Annotated in this window: 15 protein-coding genes and 1 pseudogene; 14 read left to right on the forward strand and 2 right to left on the reverse strand. The window is 38.6% G+C overall.

The annotated features are described in order from the left end of the window. The first annotated feature begins 6 nt into the window (after window positions 1–6). The 9 genes from ACJROX_RS14435 to ACJROX_RS14475 all read left to right on the forward strand — a co-directional run bounded on the left by ACJROX_RS14435 (window position 7) and on the right by ACJROX_RS14475 (window position 7,573). Window positions 7–1,488: an aldehyde dehydrogenase gene (locus ACJROX_RS14435; RefSeq protein WP_408011384.1), complete on the forward strand. Its 1,482-nt coding sequence runs from the start codon at window positions 7–9 to the stop codon at window positions 1,486–1,488. A 38-nt stretch (window positions 1,489–1,526) separates the two neighbouring features. Further along, window positions 1,527–2,063, forward strand: a complete 537-nt coding sequence (locus tag ACJROX_RS14440; protein WP_408011385.1) for an NADPH-dependent FMN reductase — start codon at window positions 1,527–1,529, stop codon at window positions 2,061–2,063. A 40-nt stretch (window positions 2,064–2,103) separates the two neighbouring features. Next, window positions 2,104–3,084 carry a 3,4-dihydroxy-2-butanone-4-phosphate synthase gene (locus ACJROX_RS14445; RefSeq protein ID WP_408011386.1) on the forward strand — a complete coding sequence of 327 codons (981 nt, stop codon included), beginning with the start codon at window positions 2,104–2,106 and terminating at the stop codon, window positions 3,082–3,084. Between the two features lie 24 nt (window positions 3,085–3,108). Continuing rightward, window positions 3,109–3,402: a hypothetical protein gene (locus ACJROX_RS14450; protein WP_408011387.1), complete on the forward strand. Its 294-nt coding sequence runs from the start codon at window positions 3,109–3,111 to the stop codon at window positions 3,400–3,402. A 9-nt stretch (window positions 3,403–3,411) separates the two neighbouring features. After that, window positions 3,412–4,836, forward strand: coding sequence for an aldehyde dehydrogenase family protein (locus ACJROX_RS14455; RefSeq protein ID WP_408011667.1), 1,425 nt, complete (start codon window positions 3,412–3,414; stop codon window positions 4,834–4,836). A 129-nt stretch (window positions 4,837–4,965) separates the two neighbouring features. Then, window positions 4,966–5,643, forward strand: a complete 678-nt coding sequence (locus ACJROX_RS14460; protein WP_408011388.1) for a GntR family transcriptional regulator — start codon at window positions 4,966–4,968, stop codon at window positions 5,641–5,643. 61 nt (window positions 5,644–5,704) lie between these two features. Further along, the gene (locus ACJROX_RS14465) at window positions 5,705–6,685 is read left to right on the forward strand and encodes a zinc-binding alcohol dehydrogenase family protein (protein ID WP_408011389.1); all 981 of its coding nucleotides are present in this window, start codon (window positions 5,705–5,707) and stop codon (window positions 6,683–6,685) included. Window positions 6,686–7,235: 550 nt separating this feature from the next. Then, window positions 7,236–7,436 carry a hypothetical protein gene (locus ACJROX_RS14470; protein ID WP_408011850.1) on the forward strand — a complete coding sequence of 67 codons (201 nt, stop codon included), beginning with the start codon at window positions 7,236–7,238 and terminating at the stop codon, window positions 7,434–7,436. Next, window positions 7,385–7,573 carry a JAB domain-containing protein gene (locus ACJROX_RS14475; RefSeq protein ID WP_408011390.1) on the forward strand — a complete coding sequence of 63 codons (189 nt, stop codon included), beginning with the start codon at window positions 7,385–7,387 and terminating at the stop codon, window positions 7,571–7,573. Before ACJROX_RS14470 ends, ACJROX_RS14475 begins: the two co-directional genes overlap by 52 nt. 63 nt (window positions 7,574–7,636) lie before the next feature. On the opposite strand, the gene ACJROX_RS14480 is transcribed toward ACJROX_RS14475, so the two are convergent. Then, complete coding sequence (locus tag ACJROX_RS14480) at window positions 7,637–7,726, reverse strand: hypothetical protein (RefSeq protein ID WP_408011391.1); 90 nt, start codon at window positions 7,724–7,726, stop codon at window positions 7,637–7,639. Then, window positions 7,701–7,916 carry a DUF624 domain-containing protein gene (locus tag ACJROX_RS14485; RefSeq protein ID WP_408011392.1) on the reverse strand — a complete coding sequence of 72 codons (216 nt, stop codon included), beginning with the start codon at window positions 7,914–7,916 and terminating at the stop codon, window positions 7,701–7,703. The genes ACJROX_RS14480 and ACJROX_RS14485 overlap by 26 nt, the downstream gene beginning before the upstream one ends. Window positions 7,917–8,182: 266 nt before the next feature. On the opposite strand from ACJROX_RS14485, the pseudogene ACJROX_RS14490 reads away from it, so the two are divergent. The 5 genes and pseudogenes from ACJROX_RS14490 to ACJROX_RS14510 form a co-directional block, all read left to right on the forward strand. Continuing rightward, window positions 8,183–8,950: pseudogene (locus ACJROX_RS14490) on the forward strand (glycoside hydrolase family 27 protein); the annotation flags it as partial. 116 nt (window positions 8,951–9,066) lie between these two features. Beyond that, window positions 9,067–10,179 (forward strand): GntR family transcriptional regulator, encoded by a 1,113-nt coding sequence (locus tag ACJROX_RS14495; protein ID WP_408011668.1) that lies wholly within the window; start codon window positions 9,067–9,069, stop codon window positions 10,177–10,179. Between the two features lie 303 nt (window positions 10,180–10,482). Beyond that, window positions 10,483–11,994, forward strand: coding sequence for an alpha-N-arabinofuranosidase (locus ACJROX_RS14500; RefSeq protein WP_408011393.1), 1,512 nt, complete (start codon window positions 10,483–10,485; stop codon window positions 11,992–11,994). Window positions 11,995–12,025: 31 nt separating this feature from the next. Next, window positions 12,026–12,970: a carbohydrate ABC transporter permease gene (locus ACJROX_RS14505; protein WP_408011394.1), complete on the forward strand. Its 945-nt coding sequence runs from the start codon at window positions 12,026–12,028 to the stop codon at window positions 12,968–12,970. Further along, window positions 12,971–13,810 carry a carbohydrate ABC transporter permease gene (locus ACJROX_RS14510; RefSeq protein WP_408011395.1) on the forward strand — a complete coding sequence of 280 codons (840 nt, stop codon included), beginning with the start codon at window positions 12,971–12,973 and terminating at the stop codon, window positions 13,808–13,810. The last annotated feature ends 38 nt before the right edge of the window (window positions 13,811–13,848 follow it).

Below are 13,848 nucleotides of genomic sequence, written 5' to 3' on the forward strand. Positions count from 1 at the left end.
TTCAACATGAAACTAAAAAACTATCAAATGTACATTAATGGAGAATGGATCGACTCGGTAAGCGGTAAATATTTTCCAAGCTATAATCCCGCAACAGGTGAAGCGTGGTGTTATGTAGCAAAAGGAACAGCTGAAGATGTCGACCGGGCTGTAAAAGCAGCACATGACGCCTTTTTAAGTCCTGAATGGTCGAACATGACGTATACAGAAAGAGGCAAGCTTGTTCGAAAGCTTGGTGAATTAATTTCAGATCGAGTCGATGAACTTGCGAAATTTGAAACGATGGATAACGGAAAATTGATTCGTGAAATGCGCGGCCAATTAACTTATTTACCAGAGTTTTTCTATTATTACGCTGGACTTGCCGATAAAATTCATGGCGAAACATTACCGATTGATAAAAAAGATATGTTCGTGTTTTCTTCACGAGAGCCACTCGGTGTTGTTGCAGCGATTACACCCTGGAATTCGCCGCTTTATTTAACAACATTAAAACTTGCGCCATCACTTGTTGCTGGAAATACGATCGTGATCAAGCCTTCTGAATACACATCAGCATCACTTCTAGAACTTGTCAAGCTTGTTGAAGAAGCTGGTTTTCCACCGGGTGTCGTCAATGTTGTGACGGGATTTGGTTTACCTGTTGGCGATACGTTAACGTCTCATCCGCTTGTAAGCCGGATTGCATTTACAGGTGGTACAGAATCAGCGCGTCATGTAGTGCGTAATTCTGCTGAAAACTTTGCGAAAGTGTCGCTTGAGCTTGGCGGAAAATCACCCAATATTGTGTTTGAAGATGCTGATCCGGATAACGCTGCAATGGGGATTATTGCAGGGATTTTTGGTGCTTCAGGTCAAAGCTGTGTCGCAGGATCGCGTGCCTTCTTACATGTTGATATTTATGATCAAGTGATGGATCGCCTTGTAGACCGGGTGTCAAAAATTAAAATCGGTGATCCGCTTTTAGATGAAACGGAAATGGGACCTGTTGCGACAAAAGCACAGTTAGAGCGGGTCGAACAATATGTTACGCTTGGTCATGAAGAAGGCGGTAAATTAATTTACGGTGGCAAGAAACCAGAGCAGATCGGAAATGGCTGGTACTACGAGCCGACGATTTTTGAACATACCGATAACAAAGCGCGTATAACACAAGAAGAAATTTTCGGACCTGTTTTAAGCGTGATTCCGTTTAAAGACGAACAAGAAGTAATAGAACTTGCAAATAGCACGAATTATGGCTTAGCAGCAGGTATTTGGGTAAAAGATGTTGCAAGAGCACACCGTGTTGCAAAAGCGATTCGCGCCGGTATTGTTTGGGTGAATACGTACCGAAGCGTCTCACCAGTTGCCCCAATCGGTGGTTCGAAGCTAAGTGGATATGGCAGAGAAAGCGGTTATGAAGCGATCTATGAATATACACAAACGAAAACGGTTTGGATTAACACGTCATCTGAACCAATCCCTGATCCGTTCATCATGAGATAACGAACAGAAAAACGTAAAGAACTGGAAGGAGTATCGCTATGAAACTATTAGGAATTTCAGGAACGATTACAGGCTCAAAGCCTGGGATCATTGTTAGTAATGTATTAGAAGAAGTGAATAAGCATCATCCAGAAATAGAAGTAGAGCTGTTAGATTTAAAAGACTATGATGTACAGTTTTGTGATGGACGTGATCCTTCTACTTATACGGGAGATACGAAAAAAGTGATTGATAAGATCGCTTCAGCTGATTTTTATTTGATCGGAACACCGATTTTTAACGGCTCGTTTACAGGTTCATTAAAAAATATTTTTGATTTAGTTCCCGTTTCCGTCTTTCGAAATAAAGTAATGGGATTTATCGCAACTGGCGGCACGTATCAGCATTATCTAGTGATTGAAAATCAATTAAAGCCAATTGCCGGCTATTTACGAGCTTATGTGACACCGAGTTATGTGTATGCCAATGATAGTCACTTTAATGAAAAGAAAGAAATTGTCGATCAAGACGTTTTAGATCGAATGACAAATCTTGCAAAAGAACTCGTATTTATGCAGCAGGCATTAAAAGGGTAAGAAGGATAGTAGTTTCAATCATGAGAAGGAGGCGGAGCATATGAAACAAAGTGCTTCTGCGTTAGGAAATGGTGAACTTATTATTTTATTTGACGACCTTGAAACAAACAGTGGTGCTCTTGTAGGACTAGCTGAAAAAGTAAGTGCTGTAGACGTTAATCTTATGACGAAAATTGGTCAAGGATTAATTTATGTTTGTATTGATGAGAAGACAGCACATCGCCTGCAGCTACCGTTAATGGTAGAAAACAATACGAATAGCCGAAAGAAAAACTTTACGGCTTCCGTTGATTATAAAACAACAACAACTGGCATTTCAGCATTTGAAAGAGCTGATACGATTAAAGCCATTACAAATCGTCACACAGTGCCAAGCGATTTTAAAAGACCGGGTCATATTTTTCCGATAATTAGTAAGAAAAATGGTCTATTAGATCGCATCGATGTTGTAGAAGCGTCAATCGATTTAGCGAAGAAAACAGCGCACAATCCGACTACTTTTCTTTGTGAAATTTTAAATGACAGAGGCAGCATGTCAACACGTCAAGAAGTAGAAGAGCTTGCCCGTGCATATCATATTCCATTTATACCGATTAGTACGCTTCTTGAGGAACAGCAAAAAAATCGAATTTGTACATTATCAGGATCTGTAATTAAAGGAAGACAGTTAGGTAGAACGATAGGTTTTCCAACTGCTAATCTAGCAATTGAACAAAAAGATGTTTCACTTCATAGAGGCGTATACGGTGTAAAAGTAAAATATAAAGACAAAGAGTATGAGGGAATTATGAATGTTGGTGTTCGACCTTCTTTTGATGACAGTGGTGTTGACGTCCATCATGAGGTTCACATTCTGAACTTTGATCAATTTATTTACGGTGAAACACTGACGGTTGAGGTATGCTTTTTTATAAGAGAAGAGAAAGCGTTTCCGTATTTAGAGAAATTAATTACGCAAATTCGTAGTGATGCTGCGTATGTTGAAACGCGTTTTGGTCTTATTCATAAAGTATCTGTGTAGTAATGGTAAGCGTAGGGGGAAGTAATGCATCTTGTAGCGGAAGCAGAGATTCATTTACCTGATTTAGCTTTTGTAAAATTATGTGAAGAAAAATACGGGATCAATCGAGGTATATACAATACGATTGATGCTTGGTTTTATGAAAAAGGTGTCACTCATATTGTTCACAGGAGGTCAATCATGATGACGTTTTTTAGATCGTTACCCATAGAGTTTTATGAAAGAAATCGATCAGGAAAAGTCCTATTTGGGCACGGTGGACTTACAAATCAATTAGAAGAATTTTGGCAGTACCACACAAACGATAATAGAAGATAGAAGGTGACGATCTTGAAAAAGAAGTTTTTCATTAACGGAGAATGGATCGAAGGAAATCATTATCAATCATTAACATCACCATATTCAGAAGAAGTGATTGCAGAAATTCCACAAGCTTCTGAAAAAGAAGTGGATCAAGCGATTGAAGCCGCTGATAAAGCGCGGGAAGTGATGGCAAAAATGTCAGCGCATGAGCGTGCAGCCATTTTAGAAAATCTCGTCCGTTTAATCGAAGAGAGAGCGGCTGAAGCGGCTGAAATCATTGCAAAAGAAGCGGCAAAACCAATCACAACAGCAAAAGCAGAAGTAGCACGAACAATTGCAACGTATAAATTTGCTGCAGAAGAAGCAAAACGAATCTACGGTGAAACCCTTCCGTTAGATGCGGCACAAGGCGGGGAAGGAAGAGTGGCTTATACAGTTCGTGAGCCGCTTGGCATCGTCACAGCGATAACGCCGTTTAACTTTCCAATGAATCTTGTTGCTCATAAAGTAGGACCAGCTCTTGCAGCGGGAAATACAATCGTTCTAAAACCAGCGTCACAAACACCGCTTTCTTCTTTATTTTTAGGAGAACTGCTCGAGGAAGCCGGCTTACCAAAAGGAGCAATCAATATTGTGACAGGAAGCGGCCGCGTTGTGGGGGAGAAAATCACGACAGATGATCGCGTTAGTGTTGTAACGTTTACGGGAAGTCCAGCTGTTGGAATAGGTATTCGCAATAAAGCCGGCTTAAAGCGAGTGATTTTAGAGCTTGGTTCAAACTCAGCTGTTATCGTCGACAAAAATGTTGAGATTGATAAAATCATTTCACGCTGTGTGACAGGGGCGTTTTCTTTTCAAGGACAAGTTTGTATTTCACTGCAGCGAATTTATGTGCATGAAGAAGTGTATGAATCGTTTGTGGAGCGCTTTGTTGAACAGACCAGTCAGTTGAAAATCGGTGATCCACTACATCCAACAACAGATGTATCAGCTTTAATTACCCGAAATGATGTCGAGCGTTCCCTAGCTTGGATTGAAGAAGCGAAAGAAGGCGGCGCAAAGGTTGCTCTTGGAGGTAAAGCAGAAGGCAATGTCCTTTATCCAACAGTGATTTTAGAAGCCGATTCTTCCTTAAAAGTATCGTGTCAAGAAGTGTTTGCACCGATTGTGTTAATTAATAAAATACAGTCAATGGAAGAAGCTTATCAATTTGTGAATGATTCACGTTACGGTCTGCAGGCGGGGATTTATACGAATGATGTTTTCACCGCGCTTGAAGCTTCAGAGAAACTTCACGTTGGCGGGGTCATGATTAATGATATTCCAACATTCCGAGTTGATCATATGCCATATGGCGGCGTAAAAGAAAGCGGATTAGGACGAGAAGGCATTAAATATACGATTGAAGAAATGACAGAATTAAAATTAATCGTTTGGAATAAAAACTAAGGACCTTAACCCATCTATCACCTCTTCTTGACGATAAACACTTCTTATTAATGTGTCTATACAAATAAAAATGAAATAATTGAACCTTGTATGGTACATTATAGATAAGAGAAAAATGGGGTGAAATAGATGGATGACAATTATTCAATTGAAAAGGAAAGCATTTCTTTACAAGTGACGAATGCACTGCGTGAGGCAATTGTTGCAGGCCGTTATCGACCTGGGGAGAAATTATCAGAAGCTCTTCTTTCTGAGAAATTTGGCATTAGCAGAACGCCTGTGCGTGAAGCATTAAAACAGCTCCAGCGTGAAGGGCTCGTTGAAATTATTTCTCGCGTTGGTACGTGTGTATCAAAGCCTACCCAAAAGGAATTGTTTGAATTGTTTACAGTGAAAGAATCGCTTGAAGGTCTTGCGGCGGCATTATTAGCTGAACACGGTGATGTTCCCGCGCTTTCTGAGCTTGAAGAAGCGTTTTCGACTATGGAACAATGCGTTGAAAAAGAGGATATAGATGGCTATATAAAAGCGAATTCAAAATTTCATGATGCAATTATGAGAGGCTCTGATAATTCAAAACTGCAGTTTCATTTTAATTTGCTAATTAATCAAATTCCATACACGCGTTATGTATATTTAAGTCTTGAACAGCCACATCGTGTGTTTGATTCACTTGAAGAACATAGACTCGTTGTAGAAGCGATAAAAAGCGGTGATATGGAGAAAGCGGAACGTGCGATGCGTGCTCATGTAAAGTCAAGCGGTCAGCAGTTAAGACAAGGAATTGCCGATAAGCTGTTAAAATAATCGTAAGCATTTGTTAGAGAAACCTTCCCTTTTCATCACATGAGAAAGGGCGAATATCTGTATGAAAGGAATATATATTACAAAATTTGGCGGACCAGATGTGCTGGAAACAAAAGAAGTTCCGATGCCCACGATTAATGAAAATCAAGTTCTAATTCGGACTGATGCAGCAAGCGTTAACTTTGCAGATATTAAAATTCGTAAAGGGATTTATCCAGGTGTTCCTGAGCTGCCCATTCTTCCAGGATTAGATGGTACCGGAACACTTGTAGAAGTTGGTTCTAATGTTACAAATGTAAAAGTAGGTCAGCGAGTGATTGCGTTTCCAGGAAGTGGCTCTTATGCTGATTATTTTGTGTCAGAAGGAAACTTAACCTTTCGAATTCCAGATACAATTGACGTTGAAACAGCGGCAGCTTTTCCGATTGTGTCGTTTACAGCTTATAACTTACTACAGCAGGCAGCTTCGATTGCAAAAGGCGAAACAGTTCTGATTCATGCAGCAGCTGGCGGCGTTGGTACTGTTGCGATTCAAATGGCAAAATTATTTGGAGCAGGTCGTGTTATTGGCACAGTTGGCAGTGATCAAAAGCGTGACATTGCAAGAGCAGCTGGAGCAGATGATGTCATTAACTACGAAGAAGAAGATTTCGTTGAAAAGGTGCGAGCTTCTACAGATGGAAAAGGCGTTGATATTGTTCTTGATTCAATCGGTGGAGGCGTTTTTGACAAAAGCTTCTCCATTCTTCGGATGTTTGGTTGCATCGTCAATTATGGTGCTGCAAGCGGCCAAACAAACCGTATTGAAACAAATAATCTGTTTGCCAGCTGTCGTTCTGTTGTTGGCTACAGTTTAGGAAGCTATCGAAAATATCGACCTGAAGCCTTACAGAAAACAGCGGAAAAAGTGATTCCATTACTAGCGAATGGGGACATTCAAATGGTGATTGGCGAACGCTTTTCACTAAGCGAGGCGTCTAAAGCACACGAATGGATTGAGCAGCGTAAAAGTGTAGGAAAAGTGCTGTTGTTTCCAAAATGAGATTATGAAAAACCCCTGTTTCTATCATTGATCAATGTAGAAACGGGGATTTTTTTATATTTAAAATTCCTTTTTAAATCAATTAGTGGAGTACAGATGGGATGTAAATTAGTCTGAAGTAATTGATAAAAAATCTAATATATGCCTTGAAGTGTATGAGTCTTAAGAAAAAAACGTGCCGATTTGTGCCGATTGAGATTGAAAATAAATAAATTGTATTGAAAGCAGGATCCGATAAAGCCTTGATATATTAACATTTTTATAAGTCTTGAAAAGGGTTTGAAAGTACAAATTAATCAAGTTCGAAATGGAAGGTTCATTTATTTAGTCATCACTCAGTAAAGGACTACATGGTTAAAGGATCACTTCCAAAACCAAGTCGGCTAATCCAGCGTACCTAAGGTGAAAAATGACCTGAATACGCTGGCTAAGTCATTGGGTTTTGTACTATCCGTGACTTCCCACTTGATGCTTACGCATATTTTCGTATTCCTTTTCACTCGTTTTCGCAAAAATTCCTTTCTTTTCAAACCAAGAAAGCAGCTGTTTCATGATGGAAACAATTTATGAAATTCAACGGATTAGACAGGTGATTTCAGAGCTGGAAGGAGGGCAAACACACATTATACGTTCTCCAGAAGATGATGCAAGAGTGGCTGCTGGATTTATCGGGGAAGATGATCGTAAGCATTTTTTGTCATGTGCCTCAATACGAAAAACAGAGTTGTTGCTGTTCATCGTTGCCACGTAGGATCAATCAATGCAAGTATCGTTCATCCCAGGGAAGTATTCAACAAAAGTGCAATCCTAAATAACAGTGCAGCCAGCCATCATCCTTTGTCACCAGTATCCTTCTTAAGACACAAACCCTTCCAGGGAAGATATTGAAGTAACAAAAAGACTTGTAGAAGCTTGACGGATGATGGGAATTGTTGCTGGATCATCTTAATGCTAACGCTGGATATACCAGCCTGCTGCTAAAAATATATACCCGAGTAGATTGGATTTGAAGAACTCAGCTTTGAATGTCTTCCAATACAATATAAAAGATAGATATTTTCTCTTCTGACATGATTAATTTTCTCGTTACTGCAAACATGGCTACAGTAGCTAGAAATACACCGAGTACAATAAGCCCTGATAAAGAACATAAAAACCATAACATATTTAATAGAAATAAAATAAAAGCCCACTCGCCATTCCGAATATACCAACTTGTTACTACCTTCATATCTACTAGTCCTCCAATCATATTGTTAACACCATTACAATTGTGATTGAATAATGAAAGAATACACAACCTTCATATATTAAAAAGAAGATTTGCTTTATAAATTAGTTAAGCGCGAATTCAGTGAGATCATTCAGAAAACCGTTTTATTGACAAATTAATAGATTTTATCTAATCTAGACGTACGTATAAGTAAAATAATAACACGAAAAAACATATCCGTTCAACTGATCATTTTAACTTACCGAATGAAGGGTAGATATAATTTGAAACATCATCAATATGCATTAACACCTCCAATGGGGTGGAATAGCTGGGACTGTTATGGTGCAACAGTTAAAGAAGATGAAGTCAAGGGAAACGCGGAGTATATGGCGACACATCTGAAAAGATATGGATGGGAATATATTGTTTTTGATATTCAATGGTCAGAACCTAGCGCTGTTTCTTCAGTGTATCGTCCATTCGTTCCATTAGAAACGGATGAATACTCTAGATTGATTCTAGCAGTGAATCGTTTTCCTTCAGTCCATGGTGGAAAAGGTTTTAAGCCACTAGCTGAATACATACATAGTCTTGGCCTAAAATTCGGACTCCATATTATGAGAGGGATTCCTCGTCAAGCTGTACACCAAAATACAAAGATACTAGGAACAGATATAACGGCAAGGGAAATCGCTAAGCCAAATTCCATTTGCCCATGGAATACAGATATGTACGGAGTAGATGGTTCAAGGGAAGGTGCTCAAGAATACTATGACTCATTGTTTAGGCATTATGCTGAGTGGGAAGTGGATTTTGTCAAAGTGGATGATATTGCAGATTCGAAGCTTTACGGTAAACACATCGATGAAATCATAATGATCAGAAAGGCTATTGATCGTTGTGGTCGTCCGATGGTATTAAGCTTGTCTCCAGGTCCTGCACCACTTGAACATTCGAACCTGTTTGAAGAAAACGCAAATATGTGGCGGATGACAGATGACTTTTGGGATCTTTGGGAATTGCTGTATGATATGTTTGATCGTTGTGAAGTTGTATAAGTTGTGAATATTTGCAATTTATGCCATTATCAATTCATGAAAACTTAATACTATTTAAGAAAAATGATATTTGTACGAATAACTTACAGTTTTTTTGGGGTGTATGCATGGAAACCAAATACAATATTGTCAAGAAAGCGATTATGTCTAAAATTCTAGACGGTACATTTCAGCCTAATCAAAAGATCAGCTCAGAGAGCGAAATGATGAAAACGTTTAATGTAAGCAGGCATACCATCAGGTTAGCGATAGGAGAATTAGTTAACCAGGGGTGGCTTTATCGGGAACAAGGAGCAGGTACCTTTTGTGCGGATAGATCAGCAAAAGAAGGAAGCAACAATGGTGGCAGTTCAAGGAATATAGCGATCATTACAACATATATATCAGACTATATTTTTCCTTCAATAATAAGGGGTGCTGAATCTTACTTAAGTGATAATGACTATCATGTCACTTTATTTAGTACGAATAATGATCATGATAGTGAAAGGCGGTCTTTAGAAAGAATCATTGCCCAACAGTATGATGGGGTCATTGTAGAACCAACAAAAAGTGCTTTTGCTAATCCTAATATTAATTATTATTTGAATTTAGAGCGATTGAATATCCCATATATCATGATCAATGCTTACTATGACGAGCTTGAACCGATTAACGTAGTTATGGATGATGAAAGAGGGGGATACATCCAAACGGAACATCTCATTAAACAGGGCCATAGCAACATCGTAGGTTTTTTTAAAACGGATGATATCCAAGGGTCTAAAAGGATGAAAGGTTATATTAAAGCTCACCGGAAACATCATCTATCCATCAACCCAAAAAATATCATCTCTTATAACACCATTGAAAAGAAACAAAAACCAGTAGAAGAACTAGATAAACTTTTAAAACAAACCAATGGCGACAGACCCACTGGAATCGTTTGTTATAATGATGAGCTTGCAATCAATTTATTGGATGTTCTTCGGGAGAAAAATTTACAAGTACCAGAGGATATTTCGATCGTTGGCTATGATGATTCATTTTTAGCTAAAGTCTCTGAGGTGAAATTAACCACCATTGAACACCCTCAAAGCAAGATAGGGGAAACGGCTGCAAGAGTAATGTTAGATATGATTAAAGAAACAAGTGGTAATCAAAAGAAACAGAATGAGGTAGAATCTGTTATATTTGAACCTAAACTGATCATTCGAAATTCCACAAGTGAAATTAATTAAAAAAGGCACCATTTTAAAAGGGTTGACTCTATTCATTTGAGTCAATCCTTTTAACTTTGACATTAAAGAACATTATTTTATTTAATATTCAAAAACATTGAAATTTTCCGAACAATTGTATATAATCTAACATATCATAACTTATACGTACATATTTGATATTTAATTACCATTTTTAGATATATGTTCGTACATCAAAGTACCCTGGTTTTGGATCAACAATGGATAGACCTGTATAAGTTTTGAAAGCGGATACAATTAAATTCAAGAAAAATTACCTTTTATTCATAAGGAGTGATTGGAATGACTGATCAATTAAAGGCAAAAATGACATTAGACAAAAATTATGAGATCGCTAAGGTGGATGAACGGATTTATGGATCCTTTATTGAACACCTTGGTCGAGCTGTTTATGGAGGGATTTATGAGCCAGAGCATCCAGAATCAGATGAACAAGGATTTCGTAAGGATGTAATTGATTTAGTTAAAGAACTAAACGTTCCAATAGTCAGGTATCCTGGTGGAAATTTCGTGTCAGGTTATAACTGGGAGGATGGTGTTGGGCCTATAGAAGATCGACCACGTCGTTTAGAATTAGCTTGGCGCACTACTGAAACGAATGAACTAGGGACGAATGAGTTTGCGGATTGGGCAAAGAAAGTTAATTCTGAAGTAATGATGGCTGTTAATTTAGGAACTAGAGGTATCGATGCAGCTAGAAACCTATTGGAGTATACGAATCACCCTGGTGGTACATATTGGAGCGATTTAAGAAAATCCCATGGTTATGAAGCTCCTCATAGCATTAAGACTTGGTGTCTTGGAAATGAGATGGATGGACCCTGGCAAATCGGTCATAAGACAGCTCACGAATATGGAAGAATAGCGAAAGAAACGGCGAAAGCTATGAAATTAGTAGACCCGACGATTGAATTAGTAGCATGCGGCAGTTCGAACACAGGAATGCCAACCTTCCCGGAATACGAAGCAACTACTCTTGACCACGCATATGAGGAAGTAGATTATATCTCGCTTCATCAATATTACGGTAATCATGCAAATGATCCTGCAAACTATTTAGCTAAAAATATGGATATGGACCACTTTATCAAGACTGTCATATCTACCTGTGATTATATCAAAGCGAAACACCGCAGTAAAAAGACGATCAACTTAAGTTTTGATGAGTGGAATGTTTGGTATCACTCTAGGGAAGCAGACAAGAAAATTGAACCATGGACGATTGCACCACCACAATTGGAAGATCATTATAACTTCGAAGACGCTCTATTAGTTGGAAGTATGCTAATCACATTCTTACAGCATGCAGATCGAGTGAAAATGGCATGTTTGGCGCAATTAGTCAATGTAATTGCACCTATCATGACCGAAAATAATGGGCGTTCGTGGAAACAAACGATCTTTTATCCTTATATGCATGCATCTGTTTATGGTCGAGGGGTATCGATAAAACCAATTCTTTCGTCTCCAAAGTATGACAGCAAAGATTTTACGGACGTTCCTTTTATAGATAGTGCCGCTGTTTACAATGAGGAAAAAGATGAAGTGACGATCTTTATGGTAAACAAAAACCTGGAAGAGTCTATCACAGTATCTAGTGATGTGAGAAGTTTTGAAGGATATAGCTTAGTAGAGCATATCGTTCTTGAAAATGATGATTTGAAAGCGGTAAATACAGCGTCTAATCAGGTAGTAACTCCACATGGAAATGGCCAATCCACATTGGAAGAAGGCATGTTGGAGGCTAGATTACCAAAAACATCTTGGAACGTCATTCGCTTAAAAAAATCATGATTGTGAAGTGACCAATAAGGAGGTGGTTTTGATGTTACCTACAACCAAGAGCACAAAACAGGATGTAATAGCGATTAAAGGACCTAATCGTTTAGTTAAGTTTTTGAATTCTAAAAAGGTAGTACCCTATATTCTTGTAGCCCCGTTTATTATTTCATTCTTAATTTTATCGTTATATCCATCTATTCAAGCGATCATCATGAGCTTTCAGAGTGTCTTGCCTGGCCAAATCACATTTATTGGAATAGAGAACTATTCTAGAATCTTCAATCCTACTTTTTATAAAGCGCTATCGAATACAACTATTTATGTCATTTTAACAGTGTTAATTTTGGTAACGCTTCCAATTATCATAGCTGTTTTACTAGATTCCAAGTTTGTAAGATTTAAAACGTTGTTCAGGTCTTCGTTATTCGTCCCTGCATTAACTTCTACCATTGTGGCTGGTATGGTGTTCCGGCTTTTGTTTGGAGAATCTGATTCTGCAGCAGCAAACCAATTCCTTAATTGGATTGGGTTGGAGTCTGTCGATTGGAGATATAACGCTTGGTCGGGCATGTTCTTGATGGTGCTGTTATGCTCATGGCGATGGATGGGGGTAAACATTCTATATTTCCTTGCTGCCTTACAAAATATCCCTAAGGAAATGTATGAGGCAGCGGAGATTGATGGAGCGAATGCATTTCAGAGGTTCATATATGTCACCCTCCCATTTTTAAAGCCAGTCACGATCTTTGTCACAACGATATCGATCATTGCAGGATTTAGAATGTTTGAAGAAAGCTTCGTTTTCTGGCCAGCAGGTTCACCTGGGAATATAGGTTTGACAGTGGTCGGTTATCTTTATCAACAAGGTATTCAACAAAATGATATGGGATTTGGAGCAGCTATCGGTGTTGTATTGATGTTGATCATTTTCGTTATCAGCTTCGTTCAACTGATTCTGACAGGTGCTTTCAAAAGGGGGGATGAATAAATGGAACACAAGGATAGCCAATCATTAAAATGGGTAGCGAATATTGGCTTTTGCATCATCGCTTTTATTGCGTTATTTCCAATCCTCAGTTTATTGCTTTCTTCATTTAGACCTTCTACTGAATTGATGCGTAATGGGATTAGTTTGACCTTTGATCCGAGTACATTGAACTTGGATAACTATACTTATATATTCACGCAAGCAGCTGATTATTGGGCATGGTACGGAAATAGTTTGGCTATTTCAGCAATAACGATTATTCTCTCCTTATTTTTCTCGTCTATGGTTGGATATGCTTTGGCTCTATACGACTTTAAAGGGAAAAACCTTTTCTTTACCCTCGTTTTATTCATATTGATGGTACCCTTTGAAATTTTGATGTTACCGCTTTTCCAGTTGATGATCAGTATGCAGTTGATCAATACGTATGCAGCCGTTGTACTTCCGGCCATTGTCGCACCTATAGCAGTCTTCTTCTTTAGACAATATTGTTTAGGTCTACCTAAAGAGTTGATGGATGCAGCAAGAATTGATGGCTCTACTGAATACGGCATTTTCTTTAAAATCATGTTCCCGCTTATGACCCCTTCTTTAGCGGCAATGGCAATTTTACAAGGGTTACATAGCTGGAATAACTTTCTCTGGCCACTCATTGTATTACGATCGAATGATATGTTCACCTTACCGATCGGATTGGCTACTTTATTAACACCATATGGTAACAATTATGATGTATTGATCGCAGGGTCTGTGATGACCATTGTTCCTATTATCATCCTTTTCATTTTCTTCCAACGCTACTTTGTCGCGGGACTTACAGTTGGAGGGGTTAAAGGATAGATGGAACTTGAAAGAAAGAATAAAGAGGTGGCAGCACA

This window comes from Pseudalkalibacillus sp. A8, assembly GCF_045920555.1.
In the GTDB taxonomy this organism is placed as follows: domain Bacteria; phylum Bacillota; class Bacilli; order Bacillales; family Fictibacillaceae; genus Pseudalkalibacillus.

What these genes read in the sequence shown, in the direction of transcription:
- ACJROX_RS14445 (WP_408011386.1), top strand. Translation starts at nt 2,104, where the DNA reads ATGAAACAAAGTGCTTCTGCGTTAGGAAATGGTGAACTTATTATTTTA.
- ACJROX_RS14460 (WP_408011388.1), top strand. Translation starts at nt 4,966, where the DNA reads ATGGATGACAATTATTCAATTGAAAAGGAAAGCATTTCTTTACAAGTG.
- ACJROX_RS14450 (WP_408011387.1), top strand. Translation starts at nt 3,109, where the DNA reads ATGCATCTTGTAGCGGAAGCAGAGATTCATTTACCTGATTTAGCTTTT.
- ACJROX_RS14465 (WP_408011389.1), top strand. Translation starts at nt 5,705, where the DNA reads ATGAAAGGAATATATATTACAAAATTTGGCGGACCAGATGTGCTGGAA.
- ACJROX_RS14500 (WP_408011393.1), top strand. Translation starts at nt 10,483, where the DNA reads ATGACTGATCAATTAAAGGCAAAAATGACATTAGACAAAAATTATGAG.
- ACJROX_RS14435 (WP_408011384.1), top strand. Translation starts at nt 7, where the DNA reads ATGAAACTAAAAAACTATCAAATGTACATTAATGGAGAATGGATCGAC.
- ACJROX_RS14475 (WP_408011390.1), top strand. Translation starts at nt 7,385, where the DNA reads ATGTGCCTCAATACGAAAAACAGAGTTGTTGCTGTTCATCGTTGCCAC.
- ACJROX_RS14495 (WP_408011668.1), top strand. Translation starts at nt 9,067, where the DNA reads ATGGAAACCAAATACAATATTGTCAAGAAAGCGATTATGTCTAAAATT.
- ACJROX_RS14440 (WP_408011385.1), top strand. Translation starts at nt 1,527, where the DNA reads ATGAAACTATTAGGAATTTCAGGAACGATTACAGGCTCAAAGCCTGGG.
- ACJROX_RS14505 (WP_408011394.1), top strand. Translation starts at nt 12,026, where the DNA reads ATGTTACCTACAACCAAGAGCACAAAACAGGATGTAATAGCGATTAAA.
- ACJROX_RS14485 (WP_408011392.1), bottom strand. Translation starts at nt 7,916, where the DNA reads ATGAAGGTAGTAACAAGTTGGTATATTCGGAATGGCGAGTGGGCTTTT.
- ACJROX_RS14510 (WP_408011395.1), top strand. Translation starts at nt 12,971, where the DNA reads ATGGAACACAAGGATAGCCAATCATTAAAATGGGTAGCGAATATTGGC.
- ACJROX_RS14470 (WP_408011850.1), top strand. Translation starts at nt 7,236, where the DNA reads ATGATGGAAACAATTTATGAAATTCAACGGATTAGACAGGTGATTTCA.